This window comes from Enterobacter sp. CPE_E1241 (genome assembly GCF_045618265.1).
Taxonomy (GTDB): Bacteria; Pseudomonadota; Gammaproteobacteria; order Enterobacterales; family Enterobacteriaceae; genus Enterobacter; species Enterobacter adelaidei.
Genome location: NZ_JBIWYV010000001.1, coordinates 4,587,041 through 4,608,003, shown reverse-complemented (window position 1 = coordinate 4,608,003; position 20,963 = coordinate 4,587,041). Strand labels below are relative to the sequence as shown.

Sequence of the window (20,963 nt, the reverse complement as noted above, 5' to 3'; positions counted from 1 at the left end):
GACGACGATGATTGAATGGATTATCCGGCGCTCTGTCGCCAACCGTTTCCTGGTCATGATGGGGGCCCTGTTTCTCAGCATCTGGGGCACATGGACGATTATTAACACGCCTGTCGATGCCTTGCCTGACCTGTCAGATGTGCAGGTCATTATCAAAACCAGCTATCCCGGCCAGGCCCCGCAGATTGTAGAAAACCAGGTCACCTATCCACTTACCACCACCATGCTGTCCGTGCCTGGCGCAAAAACCGTGCGTGGTTTTTCACAGTTCGGTGATTCGTATGTGTATGTCATTTTTGAAGACGGCACCGATCTGTACTGGGCCCGTTCCCGCGTGCTGGAGTACCTGAACCAGGTACAGGGAAAACTGCCCGCCGGTGTGAGTTCTGAAATCGGTCCGGACGCCACGGGGGTGGGCTGGATATTTGAATATGCCCTTGTCGATCGCAGCGGAAAACACGACCTTTCAGAACTGCGTTCTCTGCAGGACTGGTTCCTGAAATTTGAGCTGAAAACCATCCCGAACGTGGCTGAGGTCGCTTCGGTTGGCGGCGTGGTGAAACAGTACCAGATTCAGGTCAATCCGGTAAAATTGTCTCAGTATGGTATCAGCCTGCCCGAAGTGAAACAGGCCCTTGAATCGTCTAACCAGGAGGCCGGTGGCTCATCCGTTGAAATGGCCGAAGCTGAGTATATGGTCCGTGCCAGCGGTTATCTTCAGAGCATTGATGATTTTAATAACATCGTCCTGAAAACAGGCGAGAACGGCGTGCCGGTTTATCTGCGGGATGTTGCCCGCGTGCAGACCGGGCCTGAAATGCGGCGTGGTATTGCCGAGCTGAACGGCCAGGGCGAAGTCGCTGGCGGCGTGGTGATCCTGCGGTCGGGTAAAAATGCACGCGACGTTATCACGGCAGTGAGGGATAAACTTGAGACGCTGAAGGCCAGCCTGCCGGAAGGCGTTGAAATCGTGACCACCTACGATCGCAGCCAGCTCATCGACCGGGCGATTGATAACCTCAGTTCCAAACTTCTGGAAGAGTTTATCGTGGTGGCCATCGTCTGTGCCCTGTTCCTGTGGCACGTACGTTCTGCCCTGGTGGCGATTATCTCTCTGCCGCTTGGTCTGTGTATCGCCTTTATCGTCATGCACTTCCAGGGACTGAACGCCAATATCATGTCGCTGGGAGGGATAGCGATTGCCGTCGGTGCGATGGTGGATGCCGCCATTGTGATGATTGAGAATGCGCATAAGCGGCTTGAGGAGTGGGATCATCAGCATCCGGGTGAGCAGATTGACAACGCCACCCGCTGGAAGGTGATTACCGATGCCTCCGTTGAAGTGGGACCCGCACTGTTTATCAGCCTGCTGATCATCACCCTGTCCTTTATTCCTATCTTTACCCTGGAAGGTCAGGAAGGACGTCTGTTTGGCCCGCTGGCATTCACGAAAACGTACTCCATGGCGGGCGCGGCCGCGCTGGCCATCATCGTCATTCCGATTCTGATGGGATTCTGGATCCGGGGGAAAATTCCTGCAGAGACCAGTAACCCCCTGAACCGGGTACTGATCAAAGCGTATCATCCATTGCTGTTGCGGGTTCTCCACTGGCCAAAAACAACCCTGCTGGTTGCGGCCTTGTCCATTTTCACCGTTATCTGGCCGCTGAGCCAGGTGGGCGGTGAGTTTCTGCCGAAGATTAACGAGGGCGACCTGTTGTATATGCCGTCGACCCTGCCGGGTGTCTCTCCGGCTGAAGCTGCAGCGCTCCTGCAGACGACGGACAAGTTAATCAAAAGCGTTCCTGAAGTGGCCTCTGTATTTGGCAAGACCGGTAAAGCAGAGACCGCCACGGATTCCGCACCGCTCGAAATGGTTGAAACCACGATCCAGCTCAAACCTGAGGATCAGTGGCGTCCAGGCATGACGATTGACAAGATTATTGAAGAACTCGACAGGACCGTCCGTTTACCGGGGCTGGCAAACCTCTGGGTGCCGCCAATCCGTAACCGTATTGATATGCTCTCAACCGGGATCAAAAGCCCGATAGGTATCAAGGTGTCCGGAACGGTTCTGTCCGATATCGATGCAACGGCGCAGAGTATCGAAGCGGTCGCCAAAACCGTACCCGGCGTAGTGTCTGCTCTCGCAGAGCGACTGGAAGGCGGGCGCTACATTGATGTGGATATCAACCGGGAAAAAGCCTCCCGCTACGGAATGACGGTGGGCGATGTGCAGCTGTTCATCTCATCAGCCATCGGCGGCGCGACGGTAGGGGAAACGGTTGAAGGCGTGGCCCGGTACCCGATTAATATCCGCTATCCGCAGGATTACCGGAACAGCCCGCAGGCCCTGAAACAGATGCCGATCCTGACCCCGATGAAGCAGCAGATCACGCTGGGCGATGTTGCGGATATTAAGGTCGTTTCCGGGCCGACTATGCTGAAAACGGAAAATGCCCGTCCAGCCAGCTGGATTTACATTGACGCGCGCGGCAGGGATATGGTGTCGGTGGTTAATGACATTAAAACGGCGATCAGTCAGAAAGTGAAACTGAGACCGGGTACCAGCGTGTCATTCTCCGGACAGTTTGAACTGCTTGAGCATGCCAACAAGAAACTGAAGCTGATGGTGCCGATGACGGTGATGATCATCTTCATCCTGTTGTATCTGGCATTCCGCCGGGTTGATGAAGCCCTGCTGATCCTGATGAGCCTGCCGTTCGCCCTGGTTGGCGGGATATGGTTCCTGTACTGGCAGGGCTTCCATATGTCTGTCGCAACCGGAACGGGGTTTATCGCTCTGGCCGGGGTGGCAGCAGAGTTTGGCGTGGTCATGCTGATGTATCTGCGTCATGCCATTGAAGCGCACCCGGAATTGTCCCGTAAAGAGACGTTCACACCGGAAGGCCTTGATGAAGCCCTCTATCATGGTGCCGTACTGCGTGTCCGGCCGAAAGCCATGACCGTGGCGGTGATCATTGCGGGTCTGCTGCCAATACTCTGGGGAACCGGTGCAGGTTCAGAAGTCATGAGCCGTATCGCGGCACCCATGATTGGTGGGATGATCACGGCTCCGCTGCTGTCCCTGTTCATTATTCCTGCCGCCTACAAATTAATCTGGCTGCGCAGACATAAAAAAAGCGTGTCCTGAACCTGAAAGGGCACCCCCTGTGGGTGTCCTTCTTTACTGATTCACCCTGACGTCAGGGTTTAAATCGATAATATACAGAGGTGAGTATGAAAAAAGTGGTTCTGATGGCGCTGGCTCTCGGCCTTTCACTGCCCGCGATGGCGAGTGAAAAAGTGATTGATATGTACAAATCTGAAAACTGTGGCTGTTGTTCCCTGTGGGGCAAGGCGATGGAAAAAGACGGGTTTGAAGTACGAACTCACGTCATGAATGATCAGGCGCTGTCAGCCCTGAAAGAAAAGCATGCTATTCCTGCAGGACTGCGAAGTTGTCATTCCGCGGTTGCCGGTAATTTGATCATTGAAGGCCATGTGCCTGCGACAACGATACATAAGGCAATGCAGTCTGGTTCAGGTATATACGGTCTCGCCACCCCCGGTATGCCAGCAGGAAGTCCTGGAATGGAGATGGGAGCCCGAAAAGAGGCTTACGATGTTATCGCATTCTCACCGGATGGAAGTAAAAAAGTCTTCCAGCGAATCGAATAGTCAGCGGAACGGCTGATAACGGGACGCCGGTAGCAGGCACTCCTGTGCCGGCGATATTCGTGGTAATCGCATCCATGACATACCCTGAAGACAGAAGATGCTTCGGTATGCATAAGGAGAGTTACTGTGAAAAATGACAATGCAGTGCAACACAACAACCAGACTGCTTCTGAGCAGACATTATCCCCGGATGAGGGCCACGTATTGCATAAGGTGAGAGATCCCGTGTGCGGGATGGCCATCCTGCCCGACAGGGCGCACAGCAGCATTCGATACCAGGACCATCAACTTTATTTCTGCTCCGCCAGCTGTGAGAGTAAATTTAAAGCCCATCCCGATCGTTATCTTACCGAAGATGCCAGTGAACATTCCCATCACCATCACCACGATCATCACGAAGTCAGCCCTGATCAGATAAAACAGCCTCACCACCAGGCGGAAAAAGAGAATTCTGAAGGTGTGTGGACATGTCCGATGCACCCGGAGATACGCCGCAGTGGTCCCGGAAGCTGTCCTGTCTGTGGAATGGCACTGGAGCCGCTCGTAGCTACGGCATCCACGGGGCCGAGTGATGAACTTCACGACATGACAAGACGCTTCTGGCTGGGGTTGTTGCTGGCGTTTCCGGTTCTGGTACTCGAAATGGGATCTCATCTGTTTCCCGAGTTGAGGAATACAGTACCGCCACAGTACAACACATGGCTGCAGCTGCTTCTGGCCTCCCCTGTCGTGTTGTGGTGTGGCTGGCCATTCTTCGCCCGGGCCGGAATGTCGTTACGTAACCGCTCCCTGAATATGTTTACCCTTGTTGCAATGGGGACCGGCGTAGCCTGGGTTTACAGCGTCATTGCAACCGTCTTCCCCTCCTGGTTTCCTGCATCGTTCAGAAACATGGATGGCCTGGTGGCCGTTTATTTTGAAGCCGCAGCAGTTATTACGGTGCTTGTTCTGCTGGGACAGGTTCTTGAGCTGCGGGCACGGGAACAAACCTCAGGCGCCATTACTGCGCTTCTGAACCTTGCCCCCAAAACCGCCAGACGGCTGGATCATGACGGTCATGAAACGGATATTAATGCGGAAGATGTCCTGCCTGGCGATAAGCTCCGCATCAGACCTGGAGAGAGTATTCCGGTCGACGGTATCGTGATCGAAGGCAAAACAACCGTTGATGAATCGATGGTGACCGGGGAATCTATGCCGGTTACCAAAACGGAGGGTGACCCTGTCATCGGGGGGACCATTAATCAGACAGGGAGTCTCATCATCCGTGCAGAGAAAGTCGGTGATGAAACAATGCTCTCACGAATTGTTCAGATGGTCGCTGATGCACAGCGTTCGCGTGCCCCCATCCAGAGAATGGCTGACAGCGTTTCAGGCTGGTTTGTTCCTCTGGTGATACTTATCGCGGTTGTTGCTTTCGTGATCTGGTCTGTCTGGGGGCCCGAGCCCAGGATGGCGCACGGTCTCATTGCGGCTGTGTCGGTCCTGATTATTGCCTGTCCCTGCGCGCTGGGGCTGGCCACGCCGATGTCGATAATGGTGGGGGTGGGCAAAGGAGCCCAGGCCGGGGTGTTAATCAGGAATGCCGAAGCCCTTGAGCGTCTTGAAAAAGTGGACACGCTGGTTGTCGACAAAACAGGCACGCTCACGGAAGGTTCGCCTACGGTGACAGGGATTATCAGTCTCAATCCGGGTGGGGAAACATCTCTTTTGCGTGTAACAGCCGCAGTGGAAAAAGGCTCGCAGCATCCGCTGGGTATGGCAGTAGTTAAAGCAGCACAGGAAAAGGGGATCGCAATACCCGCAGTCACTCATTTCGATGCACCGTCGGGTAAAGGTGTCTCAGGCGATGTCGAAGGTCAACGGGTTGTTATTGGTAATGAACTGGCTATGCAGGAAAACAGTATAGTTATTGATAATCAAAAGGCCGTTGCGGATACGTTGCGGATGGAAGGCGCTACCGTTATCTATGTGGCCACAGACGGGGACCTTGCAGGCCTGATAGCTATCTCGGATCCCGTGAAAACAACCACGCCGGATGCGCTTAAAGCTTTGCGTCAGGCGGGGATCCGCATCGTTATGCTCACCGGGGATAACCAGCTTACTGCTGAAGCAGTCGCACGGAAACTGGGAATAGATGAGGTTGAAGCCGGAATTCTGCCGGATGGCAAAAAAGCAGTGATAACCCGACTGAAAGAGTCTGGCCATGTGGTTGCGATGGCCGGAGACGGTGTGAATGATGCCCCGGCGCTGGCAGCGGCTGACGTGGGTATAGCCATGGGAACGGGTACAGATGTGGCAATTGAAAGTGCCGGAGTCACCCTTCTCAAAGGCGACTTGATGATACTGAACAGGGCCCGTCATCTGTCAGAGATCACCATGAAAAATATCCGTCAGAATCTGTTTTTTGCATTTATCTACAACGCACTTGGCGTGCCTGTGGCTGCAGGTCTGCTTTATCCTGTGTATGGAATACTGCTGTCGCCAGTTATTGCGGCGGCGGCCATGGCTCTTTCCTCCGTCAGCGTCATTGTGAATGCGTTGCGTCTGAAAAGTGTCAGGCTCGGGAAATAACACTGAGTGAAGGGTCAGTTACGAACAGAAGGAGTCCAGTATGAAAAGTACCACCTATGCGCTTATTGCTGTCGCCGCGATCGCGGCATTTGCCCTCCTGCGCGAACACTGGTCACATGTGGCAGGTTACTGGCCATATCTGTTATTGCTGGTCTGCCCGCTAATGCATCTTTTCCACGGCCACGGAGGGCATGGAGATCATCAACATCACGGAAGTGAAAACGATAAAAAAAATTAATCCGGCAGACGGGGCCGCGTCGCGGTCCCGTTATCAGTCCAGGTATCGTTCGTAGTCTCTGGCATGCGCAAAGGCATGCTGTTCGAGTTTGTTATCAGCGGGTGCCGCTGCCCGGAACGCCAGAGAGTTAACAGGGTTGTTATTGATGACCAGCTCGTAATGCAGATGAGGACCGGATGAACGTCCGCTGTTACCGGATAACGCAATAGCACCTCCCCGTGTAACCCTGGCCCCTTTAGTAACGAGTATTTTATTGAGGTGGAGATAGCGAGTTTTAACACCGGCTTTTCCCGTTACTTCAACAAAATATCCCATGGTACTGTTGTATTCGGCCCGGGTGATTTTTCCGTCGATGACGCTGACTATTTTCGTGTTCATGGGCATGGAATAATCAATGCCATTATGGGGACTCACTTTTCCCGATACCGGGTTAAGTCTTGCAGGATTGAAAGGCGAACTGAGTCTTGCTGTGGCCGGTAACGGATAATCGAGACTGCCTTTCCCGGAAGTATCGGAAAGGTTATAGAACTTTTTATCTGATATACGATACGCCGTGTAATTAAATGAACCGGACGTAAATTTATAGGCCACGACACGTGATTTTCCCGCTTTCTTTTGCAGTACGAGTTTTAATGATTCATTTTTTTTCAAATGCCGCAGATTAAACCGGGAAGGCAAGGAGCGCTGAAGAGTAGCGATCTCGTTCGATTCCAGCCCCGAGCGGGTGGCTGAAAGGTAGGCATTTTCTTTTACGACATCGGTAGAATACATTTACTGGAATTCGCCGTTAGCATGAACACTGCGGCGTATGCTAGGGGTTTTCAGGAGGCGTGTCATCTGTCAGTTAATCGGGAGCACCGTTGATGGTCGTCATTTTTGTAACATATCTTGTTTCCCGTTTGCTCCTGAAGCTCTGGGAACTGTATGACCAGCCCGACGGTGATGATTAACGGGACTGAAACAGGTTACGGCAGAGCAATATGGGGCTCATGTCCTGCTACGTAACCCGTCAGTAAAGCCCTGCTGCGCACCTGACGCTAAGCACTAACCCGCCTGCAGTTACCTGGTCGAATACAGCCCGCGAAGCTTTCTTGCCTGCGTCTGATGTGCTTCCGCACCGGCATTATTGACCTGCTCATGCACGAGAGCGGCTTTTTCTCCGGCATTCAGTTCGTTAAAAGAAGAAGACGAGGTCTTTGAATTTGCATCACTGCCGGACAGCATTTTTTTATGTTCCTCAATCATTTTCTGATGCGCATAGGACGCGCTGTTGTTCATAAATGAATGAGCAACAATGGCCCTTTCATGTTCATTCATTTCAGAGAATGAGGGCGTGTTGTTTTTATTAACCCTGTCCGGTAAGTTTTCATGCGTCGAGGAATTCACATGACTGACGGCTGAGGCATTATTAACAAATCGATGTGCTTCATGGGCAATATCACTGGACTGAGCAAAAGCTGCCCCACAAAATAAAGCTGTAAACGCAGTGGTCGTGATTAATATATTCATGTGTAATTACCTTCTGAGGTACATAAAAGATGTCCTTATGATCATATATAAAAATAATCAACCTGTGGGGAAGATGACGTAAATGTAATACAGCTATGTACATTACACGATTGTAATGAATTTGTTTCTTAAGGTGTGCTAGATTCATTTCATTGTAAGTGGATGAACCAGTAATTTAATTTAAATCGGTTCTCGAATTCTGTCAGTAACCATACTTTAAATAAGGGAATGCGCATGCTGTTGAAAACGTCTCGACGAACTTTCCTGAAGGGGTTAACCCTCTCTGGCGTAGCCGGAAGTCTTGGCGTATGGAGTTTCAATGCGCGTTCCAGTCTGAGCCTGCCAGTTGCCGCATCCCTGCAGGGTACTCAGTTTGACCTGACCATTGGTGAAACGGCCGTCAATATCACGGGCAGTGAGCGTCAGGCCAAAACAATCAATGGAGGCCTGCCGGGGCCCGTTCTTCGCTGGAAAGAAGGTGACACCATTACCCTGAAGGTCAAAAACCGTCTTAATGAACAGACGTCCATTCACTGGCACGGCATTATTCTTCCGGCCAATATGGATGGTGTTCCGGGGCTGAGTTTTATGGGCATAGAGCCTGATGATACCTACGTTTACACCTTTAAGGTTAAGCAGAACGGGACTTACTGGTACCACAGCCATTCCGGTCTGCAGGAACAGGAGGGGGTATACGGTGCCATTATCATCGATGCCGGGGAGCCAGAACCGTTTACTTACGATCGTGAGCATGTGGTCATGTTGTCTGACTGGACCGATGAAAATCCTCACAGCCTGCTGAAAAAATTAAAAAAACAGTCGGATTACTACAATTTCAATAAACCAACCGTTGGCTCTTTTTTCCGCGACGTGAATACCAGGGGGCTGTCAGCCACCATTGCCGATCGGAAAATGTGGGCTGAAATGAAAATGAATCCGACTGACCTCGCGGATGTCAGTGGCTACACCTACACCTATCTCATGAACGGGCAGGCCCCGCTGAAAAACTGGACCGGACTGTTCCGTCCCGGTGAAAAGATACGCTTACGGTTTATCAACGGCTCGGCAATGACCTATTTCGATATCCGTATCCCCGGGCTGAAAATGACGGTCGTGGCTGCAGATGGCCAGTATGTAAACCCGGTTACCGTTGACGAATTCAGGATTGCCGTTGCCGAAACCTATGATGTCATTGTGGAGCCTCAGGGTGAGGCCTATACCATCTTCGCACAATCCATGGACAGGACCGGTTACGCTCGAGGGACACTGGCCACGAGAGAGGGGTTAAGTGCTGCCGTTCCCCCCCTCGATCCCCGTCCTCTGTTGACCATGGAAGATATGGGTATGGGGGGAATGGGACATGATATGGCAGGAATGGACCACAGCCAGATGGGAGGCATGGATAACAGCGGAGAGATGATGTCTATGGACGGTGCTGACCTTCCGGATAGCGGGACATCCTCCGCGCCCATGGATCACAGCAGCATGGCCGGTATGGATCATTCCCGGATGGCCGGAATGCCGGGTATGCAAAGTCATCCTGCGTCAGAAACGGATAACCCACTGGTTGATATGCAGGCGATGAGCGTCTCTCCGAAGTTAAATGATCCGGGTATTGGTCTTCGAAATAACGGAAGAAAGGTTCTCACGTACGCGGATTTGAAAAGCCGCTTTGAGGATCCTGACGGACGTGAACCTGGCCGTACCATAGAACTGCATTTAACCGGCCACATGGAAAAGTTTGCCTGGTCATTTAACGGAATCAAGTTTTCAGATGCCGCACCGGTGCTGCTGAAATACGGTGAGCGGCTCAGGATCACGCTGATCAACGATACCATGATGACTCACCCCATTCACCTGCATGGTATGTGGAGCGATCTGGAAGATGAAAACGGTAATTTCATGGTTCGTAAACACACAATAGATGTTCCCCCTGGTACAAAACGCAGTTACAGAGTGACAGCAGATGCGCTTGGCCGCTGGGCGTATCACTGCCATTTGCTCTATCACATGGAAATGGGAATGTTTCGTGAAGTCCGGGTGGAGGAATGATGCGAATGAAGAGAAATTTGAAGGCCATACCTGTTCTGGTCGCCGGTTTGTTTACCTCACAGCTTTCTATTGCGGCGGGCTCCGTCTCTGCAGATCCCCACGCCGGGCACGACATGTCTGCCATGCAGATGCCAGCAGATGAGAATTTCACTGAGATGACGTCAATGGAGCCCATTGTAACTGAGAGCAGAACGCCAATTCCGCCTGTTACCGATGCCGACCGGAAGGCTGCATTCGGCAATTTACAGGGGCATGCGATTCACGACAGTGCGATTAATTATCTGGTTCTGCTGGATCAACTGGAATGGCAACGGTCGGATAACACCAACAATTTCAGCTGGAGTGTTAACAGCTGGATTGGAGGCGACACAGATCGGATTTGGCTAAAGAGTGAAGGTGAACGAAGCAATGGGGAAACGGAGGCGGCTGAAGCGCAGTTACTCTGGGGACATGCGGTTGGCCCATGGTGGGATTTGGTTGCGGGTGTCAGGCAGGATTTCAGACCTGCTTCTGCCCGGACCTGGGCTGCTGTCGGTTTTCAGGGGCTGGCACTCTATAATTTTGAGTCTGAAATTACGGGTTTTGTCAGTAATGGCGGAAAAGCAGCCCTTCGTCTGGGAGGAGAATACGACGTTTTACTGACTAACCGGCTCATACTCCAGCCATCCTATGAGGTGAATTTCTACAGTCAGGATGATGAATCGCGGGGTCGCGGCAGGGGACTGACTGACACAGAGCTGGGGCTCCGGCTGCGCTATGAAATACGCCGTGAGTTTGCACCCTATATAGGCGTTTCCTGGAATCAACTTTACGGGAAAACATCCGATATGGCGAAAAGAGAAGGTGAGAAAGACCATCAGGTAGTATTCCTGGCGGGAGCCAGAATCTGGTTTTAACGCACTGATATAAAACACTCAACTAAACAGGTAAATAAAATGTCGATTTTAAATAAAGCCATTCTTACAGGTGGCCTCGTTATGGGCGTTGCTTTCTCTGCTATGGCCCATCCGGAATTAAAAAGCTCTGTGCCACAGGCTGATTCAGCCGTAGCGGCCCCGGAAAAGATTCAGCTTAATTTCTCGGAAAATCTGACCGTGAAATTCTCAGGTGCAAAATTAACGATGACGGGTATGAAAGGCATGTCATCACATTCTCCGATGCCGGTCGCGGCAAAAGTGGCGCCAGGCGCTGACCCTAAATCGATGGTCATTATTCCGCGAGAGCCTTTACCCGCTGGCACTTATCGTGTTGACTGGCGCGCGGTTTCTTCAGATACGCACCCTATTACCGGTAATTACACCTTTACAGTGAAGTAATATTATGAACGACCTGATTATGATTGTTATTCGTTTTCTTCTTTATCTGGATTTGATGGTAATATTTGGATTGCCATTTTTTCAGATATATGGAATAAGCGGTGTCAGACATGAAACCTATAACCTGACTAATTTCAGGTCGTTTATAACTTTTGCTGTTGTTACAGGCATCATTCTTACTGGCATTAATATGCTCCTGGTATCTAATGCCATGAGTGGAGTAACTGACCTCAGAGAATTATCCATCCATGTTATCGAGATGGTGATAGAAGAAACTGATGTGGGTATTAGCTGGATTGTCAGGCTCTGTGCCCTGTTTACCACACTCGGTGCTTTGTTCCTTTACACTAATAAGAGAGTATTGTCCTGCCTGCTGATGACGATGAGTGGGGGCGTGGCGCTGGCTACACTTGCCTGGGGAGGACACGCCGTTATGCATGACGGTCTGCATTACTATCTCCATTTACTGAGCGATCTGACCCATCTCGGCGCTGCAGGTGCCTGGACAGGTGCTCTGGTTGCATTTGCTATCCTGCTGATGCGCAGAAACGAGCATAATGCACAGAGCGTCATTGTGATATCTGACTCCCTGGCAAAATTTGCCACGGCAGGAACGGTGATTGTTGTAGCCCTGATCCTGAGTGCGCTGGTCAACTATCTGTATATTGCTGAGGGTAACTTAACTCCCTTATTCAACAGTTCCTGGGGGAGGATATTGCTTGCCAAGACGGCTCTGTTTGTTCTGATGCTTCTTCTGGCTGCAGCAAACCGGTTTCACCTGGGTCCCCGGCTTGAAGTTATGGTCAGGGAAGGGAATTATGATCGCAGCGTTGCCCTGATGCGAAACAGCATCCTGACAGAATTCGTTGTTGCGATTATCATTCTGGGCGCCGTAGCGTGGCTCGGAATGCTTGCTCCGTCTCAGGTCAGCTAGGGGACAGCCAAAGCTCATGCGTGAGATTTTTACTTTCATATCAGCGAGTTGACCATGCAGCGTATTTTAATCGTTGAAGACGAACAAAAAACAGGTCGTTACCTGCAGCAGGGACTGGTTGAGGAAGGCTATCAGGCCGATCTCTTTAATAATGGCCGCGATGGTCTCGGGGCCGCGTCGAAGGGACAGTATGATTTGATAATACTGGACGTGATGCTGCCTTTCCTCGACGGGTGGCAAATCATCAGCGCACTGAGGGAGTCCGGGCACGAAGAACCGGTCCTGTTTTTAACCGCAAAGGACAACGTGCGGGACAAAGTGAAAGGACTGGAGCTTGGCGCAGATGACTACCTGATTAAGCCCTTTGATTTTACGGAGCTGGTTGCACGTGTAAGAACCCTACTGCGCCGGGCACGCTCGCAGGCCGCAACAGTCTGCACCATCGCCGATATGACCGTTGATATGGTGCGCCGGACCGTGATCCGTTCGGGGAAGAAGATCCATCTCACCGGTAAAGAATACGTTCTGCTTGAGTTGCTGCTGCAACGCACCGGAGAAGTGTTACCCAGGAGTCTTATCTCGTCCCTGGTCTGGAACATGAATTTTGACAGTGATACGAATGTGATTGATGTCGCCGTGAGACGTCTGAGAAGTAAAATTGATGATGACTTTGAGCCAAAACTGATCCATACCGTTCGCGGTGCCGGATATGTCCTGGAGATCAGAGAAGAGTGAGGTTCAAAATTTCCCTGACCACACGCCTGAGCCTGATTTTTTCTGCGGTGATGCTTACGGTATGGTGGTTATCAAGTTTTATCCTGATTAGCACCCTTAATGGCTATTTCGATAATCAGGACCGCGATTTTCTGACAGGTAAACTTCAGCTCACCGAAGAGTTTCTTAAAACAGAGACGTTCAGGAACAAAACGGATATTAAGTCATTATCAGAAAAAATAAACGATGCGATGGTGGGGCACAATGGCTTATTCATTTCTATAAAAAACATGGAAAATGAAAAAATTGTTGAACTCTATGCCAAAAATTCTGTTGTTCCAGCGGTCCTGCTTAATAAGTCGGGTGATATTCTCGACTATATGATCCAGACGGAAGAAAATAACACCGTGTACCGCAGTATCTCGCGGCGGGTTGCCGTGACGCCGGAACAGGGTAAAAGCAAACATGTCATCATTACGGTTGCCACGGATACTGGGTATCACACCCTGTTTATGGACAAACTCAGTACCTGGCTGTTCTGGTTCAATATCGGTCTGGTCTTTATTTCTGTTTTTCTGGGCTGGCTGACCACACGTATTGGTCTGAAACCGCTACGGGAAATGACCAGTCTGGCTTCCTCCATGACCGTACACAGCCTGGATCAGCGTCTAAATCCCGATCTGGCTCCGCCGGAAATCTCTGAGACCATGCAGGAGTTCAATAATATGTTTGATCGCCTGGAGGGGGCATTCCGGAAACTGTCAGATTTCTCGTCTGACATCGCGCATGAGCTGCGCACACCAGTCAGTAATCTGATGATGCAGACGCAGTTTGCACTGGCTAAGGAAAGGGATGTTTCGCATTACCGCGAAATTTTATTCGCTAACCTGGAAGAACTGAAAAGGTTGTCACGAATGACCAGTGACATGCTTTTTCTGGCACGTTCAGAGCATGGTCTGCTGCGGCTGGATAAACATGATGTGGATCTGGCAGCCGAACTGAATGAATTACGTGAGTTGTTCGAGCCCCTGGCAGACGAAACAGGAAAGACAATCACGGTTGAAGGAGAGGGCGTTGTTGCCGGAGACAGCGATATGCTCCGACGTGCTTTCAGTAACCTGCTTTCCAATGCAATCAAGTATTCTCCCGATAACACCTGTACAGCGATACACCTTGAGCGTGACAGTGACTGTGTGAACGTGATGATTACGAATACGATGTCCGGCCAGGTTCCCGCTAATCTGGAACGTTTGTTTGACCGGTTCTATCGCGCAGACTCATCAAGGTTCTACAACACGGAAGGCGCGGGGCTGGGATTATCAATTACAAGGTCGATCATTCATGCTCACGGCGGCGAGCTGTCAGCAGAACAGCAGGGGCGTGAAATTGTGTTCAAAGTGCGCCTGTTAATGGATTAATCCCGTTGTTCAGGAGAAACCTGGAAGGTGACAAAATTGTCATCATTCAGTCACGCGATAAACAGAGGCGGTTTTTTATAATTATTCATAAATCAGGAGCAGCGTGATAACACAATCACCTGGTTCCTGGAGTGATGATTAACCCGCCCTGAGATCAACTGCTTTCTCTGTTATAAGCCATTGATTGTTTGGGTATGTAAACACCGGAGACCCAACCATGAAAAAGATTCTCGTATCATTTGTTGCCATTATGGCTGCCGCTTCATCTGCCATGGCTGCAGAGACAATGAACATGCATGACCAGGTAAATAATGCACAGGCACCTGCCCACCAGATGCAGTCATCTGCTGAAAAAAGTGCAATTCAGGGAGACAGCATGACAATGATGGATATGAGCAGTCACGATCAGGCCGCAATGTCCCATGACATGATGCAAAACAGCAATTCTGCTGCCCACCAGGACATGGCTGAAATGCATAAAAAAATGATGAAAGCTAAACCCGGAGCTACCAACGAAACAGCAAAGTCATTTTCTGAAATGAGCGAGCATGAGAAGGCCGCAGCTGTACATGAGAAGGCGAATAATGGTCAGTCTTCCGTTGTTCACCAGCAGCAGGCTGATAAGCATCGCAGTCAGATCACCCAGAATTAACCCGCAGCTCCACTTGTTAGACCCTCATTTGACGCCGAAGTCACTGGCTTACGCTCCCGTCCGGGAGCGTTTTTTTTCCCATATATCAAACTTTAACTCTGAAGAGGTGGAAGTATCTGACCAACACTGTCACGCAACGCCAGATAACTACAAAAACACCTTTTTCCTCCTGTAAATTGCAGTTCCTGCAAGAACATCAAGGCATAATGTTGGAACAGCGTGTGATACACACTTAGCATCATGTTTTGTATGTGTTTTTTTAAAACTTTACAACTTTAAAGTCTTTTTCAGGTTAAAGGATACAACTTTAATGTCTCTACACAGCAGAGAAATAATCACGCCACGCAATTATTGCACCAACTTTTTCCATCCATTCAACTAAGCTTCGACCTGATGCCCCGCTGCGTTCGCGGGGCCGTATTCCTTTTGGTCAGAGCACACGTCATGCAGATACTCAGCATTATTATTTTGCTTACCCTAACCGTGGTGATCCATTCACTGTGGATGTTTATCGTTCTCAAATTCATTAAGTTAGAAGTCGATTCTGCGGTACGTATTGTTTTACGTAATGTTGGCATCGTTATCTCCATGATTTTCGCCCATCTTCTTGAAGCCGGGCTATTTGCGGCGTTTTATTTCGTCATTGATGCATTTAATGACTGGAACACCAGTTTCTACTTTTCACTGGTCAGTTATGCCACTGTCGGGTACGGCGACGTCACGTTACCCGAGAATTGGCGGCTCATCGGCGGTGTGGAAGGGCTCGTGGGCGCGCTAATGGTGGGCTGGTCTGTGGCGGTTCTGGTGGCGGTACTGCAGCGTTTGCGTGGCATGAGCGCCTGAACGACGGGTGTGCTAAAGTAACGATCTTTTTCTGTTACTGGCTTATGTCAGTTTGTATGGTGTTGTGTATGTCTGCTGCTCATCTCGGTTTCCCGACGGAAACCGTTGTTGTCTTTGTTGTGATGGCCGTAGGGGCGATGTTTATCGACCTCTTTATGCACCGTCACGATAAACCGATCTCGCTCAAAAGTGCCGCCATGTGGTCCCTGTTCTGGGTCATGATGGCAATGGCGTTCGCCGGATTCCTGTATGTTCACCACGGCGCCGAGATGGCAAGTCTGTTCCTCACGGGTTACGCGCTTGAAGAGGTGCTTTCTGTCGATAACCTGTTTGTAATGATGGCCATTTTTGCCTGGTTTGGTGTGCCGGATAAGTATCGTCACCGCGTACTTTACTGGGGCGTGCTGGGCGCGATTGTTTTCCGTGGCATCTTTGTGGCCATTGGGACAAGCCTGCTGAGTCTGGGGCCTTACGTCGAAGTGATTTTCGCGCTGGTCGTTGGCTGGACAGCGGTGATGATGCTCAAACGCAATGAAGAGAGTGACGAAGTGGAAGATTACTCTGGTCATCTCGCTTATCGCCTGGTGAAACGTTTCTATCCTGTCTGGCCGAAAATCAGCAGCAATGCCTTTATTCTGACCCAGAAAGAGGTCGATGCTGAACTTGAAAAACCGGAAAACCAGGACGTGATGGTTGGACGCGTGAAGAAGGCGAAGCGCTACGCAACACCACTGCTGCTCTGCGTGGCGGTTGTGGAGCTTTCTGACGTGATGTTCGCGTTTGACTCGGTCCCGGCGATTATTGCCGTGAGTCGCGAACCGCTGATTATCTATAGCGCCATGATGTTCGCCATTCTCGGCCTGCGTACGCTCTATTTCGTACTGGAAGCGCTGAAACAGTATCTGGTGCACCTTGAGAAAGCCGTGGTGTTGTTACTGTTCTTCGTGGCCTTCAAGCTGGGTCTGAATGCAACCGACCACTTCTGGCATCATGGTTACAGCATTGGCGCGACGGCCAGCCTGTTTGTGGTATTAGGCGTGCTGGCGCTGGGCATTATTGCGAGTGTGATGTTTCCTGGAAAACGTGAGGCCTGATGCACCGCTTTTCACCCTCGCCCCGTGGGGAGAGGGTGAAAAGGCTATTTAATCGGTGAATTCCGACGCTTACGCGGGTGATGGAAATGCCGCCAGTGTGGATCCTGCGCGGCTGCCAGCAGTTCGTGATCGCCGCGAGTGTCTCCCCAGGCGCGCAGGTGATACGCGTTGAGATCGCCATACACCTTTTCCAGCCTTGCCACTTTCTGAGCACAGCGGCAGTTATTGCCCGTGATACGTCCTGTCAGTTTACCGTTTTTCACTTCCAGCTGTGTGCCAATCAGCTTAATGCCGAGTTTGTCAGCCCACGGCTGTAGCACCAGGGCAGGAGAAGCGGAACAGATTGTCACTTCCGCGCCGGAGTTCACCTCTGCAGCGACGGCCAGCACGCCAGCCGGACGCATCAGCTTATCCCAGTATTTTTCGCAAAAGGCTTCCGCCTGCTGGCGTAACCAGTGTTCATCCACGCCTGTCAGGAACGTTTTAATCAGCACTTCTTTCAGCTCATCGCGCGTCAGCTTGCGGCGCACGCAGTGGAGCGTTGGCAGCGCCATACGCACCAGACGGCCCGCGAAGTAACGTTTACCAAAGGCAAAACGCAGGAAAGGGATAAAGCTATCGTGGTGCGTTAATGTTCCATCAAAGTCAAAGACAGAGAGCACGTTGGATTTTGCCACCGTCTCGTCGGCAATCATATTGGTCATAAATACGTCTTAGCTGAAATACACATTCTGTTGATTAGTTTACCTGCTTTACCTGGACAGTCCTTACATCACAACCATTTTTTTATCGATCTTGCGATCTGAAAGTGAGTCCATTTTTGGCCTCGATAAAGATTGGTTAAAAAATACCCTGTCTATATTATCGCCGCATTGAAAGACTTTTCGGGGGAACATTGGCCCCCACAGGTAAGGAATAATTCACTCTCAGATCCTTTTTTGATATGACGTTCAGATCGCTTATTTCAATCCTCACGTTAAGTTTTGCTTCATTTTCCGCATTCAGTTTTGAGCTGCCTGCATCCATGATCTCGATGAACAGCGCATTTGCAGTATCGCCAGCGAAATCGGCTCTGTTTCACCACGAAACAGGCCCGCTACGCTCGCGCATCCTCGAACAATACCAGAAATGGAAGGGGACCCAGTATCAGTGGGGCGGAACCACGCATCGCGGGGTGGATTGCTCGGCACTGATGCAACATCTGTTCAGCGATGCGGTACACCTTAATTTACCGCGCACGACGAGCGAACAGATCCACCGCGGCGTGCAGGTGGCGCAATATCGCCTGAAGGCAGGAGACCTGGTGTTCTTCCAGACGGGACCGAACCGCAAGCACGTAGGCGTTTATATTGGCAATAGCCAGTTTATTCATGCTTCAAGTAGCCAGGGGGTAACGGTCTCAACCCTGACGGACGACTACTGGCAAGAGCACTACATTACTGCCCGTCGGGTCGCGGGCAGTGCAGCCTGACGGTATCAAATGATGTCATCCACGACGCCGCCATCGACGCGCAATGCCGCGCCCGAGGTGGCGGAGGCCTGGGTCGAACAGACATAAATCACCATATTAGCCACCTCTTCAACCGTGGCCGCGCGCTGGATAACCGAGCTGGGGCGGTTGGCCATCACAAACTCTTTCGCCAGCTGTTCCAGCGATTTACCGGTTTTTTCGATTTCATCCTTCATCATTTCGGCGAAACCATCAGACATCGTCGGTCCTGGCAATACGCTGTTGACCGTCACACCACTTCCCGCCACGAACTTCGCGAGGCCGCGTGCGAGCGAAAGCTGCGCCGTTTTGGTCACGCCGTAGTGGATCATATCCGCCGGGATATTGCAGGCCGACTCGGAGGAAATAAACACAACGCGTCCCCAGCCTTTCTGCACCATGCCCGGCAGCAAGGCTCGGGAGAGGCGTACGCCGGACATCACGTTGGTCTGCCAGTAACGCTCCCAGGTGCCATCGTCGGTGGCATAGAAATCCTGCGGCCCGTAAATTCCGGCGTTGTTGACCAGGATATCAACGTGGCCCGCGACCTTCACAAGCGACTCGACCCCTTCTGCCGTACTGAGATCGGCGATCGCGGCACGCACCTGCACGCCTGGCACTACCTGCTGAAGCTGTTGAATACCTTTATTCACCGATTCCGTGCTGCGGCCATTGACGATTACTTCCGCACCACTTTCCGCCAGACCTCTGGCAATAGCGAACCCGATCCCGCCGGTTGAGGCCGTCACCAGCGCCACTTTCCCCGCAAAGTCGATTTTCATCATCCACTCCTTATCGTTTTAACGTTCGGACCTTAAAGCGTAGCAGGTGGTGATGATGGCTCATGGCTAAAAAGGCGCACCAGCGTCTCAACCTGCTCATCAAGCGGGGTGAGGGAGCGTTTAACAATCAGGTGAAGCGGCGTTGCTCTGCGCGCGCCGTGGCTCAGCGGCAGACGTTTCAGTACACCTTGATCCAGCTGGGGCTGGATGCGTTCTTCTGGCAGCCAGCCGTAGCCAACCTGAGAGACAACGGCTTCAATGGCGGCATCAATGGTGGAAAACGTCCACGACTCGCCGGCAGCGCGCGCGGTAGTCTGGTTGTCCGCAATCTGGATGAGCGGCCACGGGCGCAGCATGTCATCGTTAAGCGGTACGTCGAGGGTGAAAAGGGGATGCTGATGATGCGCCACGGCGACAAAGTCGATATTCATCAGCCATTCGCCGAGCCCTGTCATGTCCTGGCGGCGCGTCAGAACCATGATATCGGCTTCGTCATTTATGGCATCGGCACGGGACGTTTCAAGCACTTCGGTGAGGCGTACGTGGGTTTGTGGATACTGCTGCTGGAACTGACGCAGAATGGCGAACAGGCGGCGACGCGGGAAAACCGTGTCTACGACCAGATCCAACCGTGTGCGCATCCCGTTGCGAAGGGTACCTGCGCGCGTCTCAACATACGAAAACGCTTTCAGCAACGGTTTCACCTGGTTGAGAAGAAGTTCTCCGGCTGGGGTTAGCACCGCTCGTCGTCCTTCCGGCGCCAGCAGCGCCACGCCCAGCCTCTCCTGCAACAACGCCAGGTTATAGCTGACGGAGGACTGGCTGCGATGGGTTTCTTCCGCTGCTTTGGCAAAGCTACCGGCCTCAACCACTTTCACCAGTAAAGACCATTGTTCCAGCGTCGTCTTGTGCATGATATATCTAAATTTTGGATGAGTTTGATTAAAACATAGCGTTATTCATCCATTTTTTGAAGGGGTACGATCGTCTCATCAAAACAAAGGAGACATCTTATGAACACCTTCGACAAACACGACTTAAGCGGCTTCGTTGGCAAACACCTTGTTTATACCTATGACAATGGCTGGAACTACGAGATTTACGTAAAAAATGAGACCACCCTTGATTACCGTATTCATAGCGGTCTTGTGGCAAACCGTTGGGTAAAAGATCAGCAGGCCTATATCGTACGGGTAGGGGAGAGTATCTATAAAATTTCCTGGACAGAGCCAACCGGGACGGATGTGAGCCTGATTGTAAACCTGGGCGATAAACTGTTTCACGGTACCATCTTCTTCCCGCGCTGGGTCATGAACAATCCGGAAAAAACCGTCTGCTTCCAGAACGATCATATTCCTCTTATGAATAGCTATCGCGATGCAGGTCCGGCCTATCCAACTGAAGTGATTGATGAGTTTGCTACGATCACCTTTGTACGCGATTGCGGTGCGGATAATGAAAGCGTTATTGCCTGCGCAGCCAGTGAATTACCAAATGATTTTCCTGCTAATCTTAACTAAGCGCGACAGTTGATTCCGCGACAATTCATATTAATAAAAAGTTCCCGGAGGACGGTCTATTTCCGCCGAAACCGCCGGGATTTTAATTTTGGTTGAGTATTCATTTACTTTTCTTATAATCTCAATGTAAAAGAAATGAAATATTGT

The 20,963-nt window shown here is 51.2% G+C and carries 20 protein-coding genes; 15 read left to right on the top strand and 5 right to left on the bottom strand.

Features of this window, described 5'->3' with window-relative positions; all coding sequences use genetic code 11:
- The first annotated feature begins 7 nt into the window (after nucleotides 1-7).
- The 4 genes from silA to ACJ9Y9_RS22565 all read left to right on the top strand — a co-directional run bounded on the left by silA (nucleotide 8) and on the right by ACJ9Y9_RS22565 (nucleotide 6,493).
- A complete protein-coding gene (gene silA / locus ACJ9Y9_RS22580; protein ID WP_000574029.1) occupies nucleotides 8-3,154 on the top strand; it encodes a Cu(+)/Ag(+) efflux RND transporter permease subunit SilA in 3,147 nt (1,048 codons plus the stop codon).
- 86 nt (nucleotides 3,155-3,240) lie between these two features.
- Nucleotides 3,241-3,681: a DUF411 domain-containing protein gene (locus tag ACJ9Y9_RS22575; protein ID WP_000758225.1), complete on the top strand. Its 441-nt coding sequence runs from the start codon at nucleotides 3,241-3,243 to the stop codon at nucleotides 3,679-3,681.
- A 126-nt stretch (nucleotides 3,682-3,807) separates the two neighbouring features.
- The gene (gene silP, locus ACJ9Y9_RS22570; protein ID WP_001353604.1) at nucleotides 3,808-6,255 is read left to right on the top strand and encodes an Ag(+)-translocating P-type ATPase SilP; all 2,448 of its coding nucleotides are present in this window, start codon (nucleotides 3,808-3,810) and stop codon (nucleotides 6,253-6,255) included.
- Nucleotides 6,256-6,295: 40 nt separating this feature from the next.
- The gene (locus ACJ9Y9_RS22565; RefSeq protein WP_000843494.1) at nucleotides 6,296-6,493 is read left to right on the top strand and encodes a DUF2933 domain-containing protein; all 198 of its coding nucleotides are present in this window, start codon (nucleotides 6,296-6,298) and stop codon (nucleotides 6,491-6,493) included.
- A gap of 33 nt (nucleotides 6,494-6,526) precedes the next feature.
- Here the strand turns inward: ACJ9Y9_RS22565 and ACJ9Y9_RS22560 are convergent, their stop codons facing one another.
- Entirely contained in the window at nucleotides 6,527-7,264 is a 738-nt protein-coding gene (locus ACJ9Y9_RS22560; RefSeq protein WP_000287501.1) for a peptidoglycan DD-metalloendopeptidase family protein, read from the bottom strand.
- A gap of 288 nt (nucleotides 7,265-7,552) precedes the next feature.
- Nucleotides 7,553-8,002: a copper resistance protein gene (locus tag ACJ9Y9_RS22555; RefSeq protein WP_001023257.1), complete on the bottom strand. Its 450-nt coding sequence runs from the start codon at nucleotides 8,000-8,002 to the stop codon at nucleotides 7,553-7,555.
- A 234-nt stretch (nucleotides 8,003-8,236) separates the two neighbouring features.
- On the opposite strand from ACJ9Y9_RS22555, the gene pcoA reads away from it, so the two are divergent.
- The 9 genes from pcoA (at nucleotide 8,237) to ACJ9Y9_RS22510 (ending at nucleotide 17,025) form a co-directional block, all read left to right on the top strand.
- Nucleotides 8,237-10,054, top strand: a complete 1,818-nt coding sequence (gene pcoA / locus ACJ9Y9_RS22550; protein WP_000925240.1) for a multicopper oxidase PcoA — start codon at nucleotides 8,237-8,239, stop codon at nucleotides 10,052-10,054.
- Between the two features lie 5 nt (nucleotides 10,055-10,059).
- Nucleotides 10,060-10,950 (top strand): copper resistance outer membrane transporter PcoB, encoded by an 891-nt coding sequence (gene pcoB, locus ACJ9Y9_RS22545; protein ID WP_001378118.1) that lies wholly within the window; start codon nucleotides 10,060-10,062, stop codon nucleotides 10,948-10,950.
- A gap of 39 nt (nucleotides 10,951-10,989) precedes the next feature.
- Nucleotides 10,990-11,370, top strand: coding sequence for a copper resistance system metallochaperone PcoC (pcoC, locus tag ACJ9Y9_RS22540; RefSeq protein ID WP_000025662.1), 381 nt, complete (start codon nucleotides 10,990-10,992; stop codon nucleotides 11,368-11,370).
- Between the two features lie 55 nt (nucleotides 11,371-11,425).
- Nucleotides 11,426-12,304, top strand: a complete 879-nt coding sequence (pcoD, locus tag ACJ9Y9_RS22535) for a copper resistance inner membrane protein PcoD (protein WP_229692861.1) — start codon at nucleotides 11,426-11,428, stop codon at nucleotides 12,302-12,304.
- A gap of 54 nt (nucleotides 12,305-12,358) precedes the next feature.
- A complete protein-coding gene (gene pcoR, locus ACJ9Y9_RS22530; RefSeq protein ID WP_001188930.1) occupies nucleotides 12,359-13,039 on the top strand; it encodes a copper response regulator transcription factor PcoR in 681 nt (226 codons plus the stop codon).
- Entirely contained in the window at nucleotides 13,036-14,436 is a 1,401-nt protein-coding gene (gene pcoS, locus ACJ9Y9_RS22525) for a copper resistance membrane spanning protein PcoS (RefSeq protein ID WP_001211180.1), read from the top strand. Before pcoR ends, pcoS begins: the two co-directional genes overlap by 4 nt.
- Nucleotides 14,437-14,653: 217 nt before the next feature.
- Nucleotides 14,654-15,088, top strand: coding sequence for a copper resistance system metallochaperone PcoE (gene pcoE, locus ACJ9Y9_RS22520; protein WP_000723069.1), 435 nt, complete (start codon nucleotides 14,654-14,656; stop codon nucleotides 15,086-15,088).
- Between the two features lie 444 nt (nucleotides 15,089-15,532).
- Complete coding sequence (locus ACJ9Y9_RS22515; RefSeq protein ID WP_028018066.1) at nucleotides 15,533-15,931, top strand: potassium channel family protein; 399 nt, start codon at nucleotides 15,533-15,535, stop codon at nucleotides 15,929-15,931.
- A gap of 68 nt (nucleotides 15,932-15,999) precedes the next feature.
- On the top strand, nucleotides 16,000-17,025 hold the full coding sequence (locus tag ACJ9Y9_RS22510; RefSeq protein WP_028018065.1) for a TerC/Alx family metal homeostasis membrane protein: 1,026 nt from the start codon (nucleotides 16,000-16,002) through the stop codon (nucleotides 17,023-17,025).
- A gap of 44 nt (nucleotides 17,026-17,069) precedes the next feature.
- Here ACJ9Y9_RS22510 and ACJ9Y9_RS22505 read toward each other — a convergent pair whose 3' ends face one another.
- Nucleotides 17,070-17,729: an HAD family hydrolase gene (locus ACJ9Y9_RS22505; protein WP_028018064.1), complete on the bottom strand. Its 660-nt coding sequence runs from the start codon at nucleotides 17,727-17,729 to the stop codon at nucleotides 17,070-17,072.
- 239 nt (nucleotides 17,730-17,968) lie between these two features.
- Here ACJ9Y9_RS22505 and ACJ9Y9_RS22500 point away from each other — a divergent pair, with 239 nt between their 5' ends.
- Complete coding sequence (locus tag ACJ9Y9_RS22500) at nucleotides 17,969-18,496, top strand: NlpC/P60 family protein (protein ID WP_028018063.1); 528 nt, start codon at nucleotides 17,969-17,971, stop codon at nucleotides 18,494-18,496.
- A gap of 5 nt (nucleotides 18,497-18,501) precedes the next feature.
- Here ACJ9Y9_RS22500 and ACJ9Y9_RS22495 read toward each other — a convergent pair whose 3' ends face one another.
- Both ACJ9Y9_RS22495 and ACJ9Y9_RS22490 read right to left on the bottom strand, forming a co-directional pair.
- A complete protein-coding gene (locus ACJ9Y9_RS22495) occupies nucleotides 18,502-19,296 on the bottom strand; it encodes an SDR family NAD(P)-dependent oxidoreductase (RefSeq protein ID WP_028018062.1) in 795 nt (264 codons plus the stop codon).
- A gap of 32 nt (nucleotides 19,297-19,328) precedes the next feature.
- On the bottom strand, nucleotides 19,329-20,210 hold the full coding sequence (locus ACJ9Y9_RS22490; protein ID WP_028018061.1) for a LysR family transcriptional regulator: 882 nt from the start codon (nucleotides 20,208-20,210) through the stop codon (nucleotides 19,329-19,331).
- Between the two features lie 99 nt (nucleotides 20,211-20,309).
- On the opposite strand from ACJ9Y9_RS22490, the gene ACJ9Y9_RS22485 reads away from it, so the two are divergent.
- Nucleotides 20,310-20,816, top strand: a complete 507-nt coding sequence (locus ACJ9Y9_RS22485; RefSeq protein ID WP_028018060.1) for a phenolic acid decarboxylase — start codon at nucleotides 20,310-20,312, stop codon at nucleotides 20,814-20,816.
- Nucleotides 20,817-20,963 lie beyond the last annotated feature (147 nt).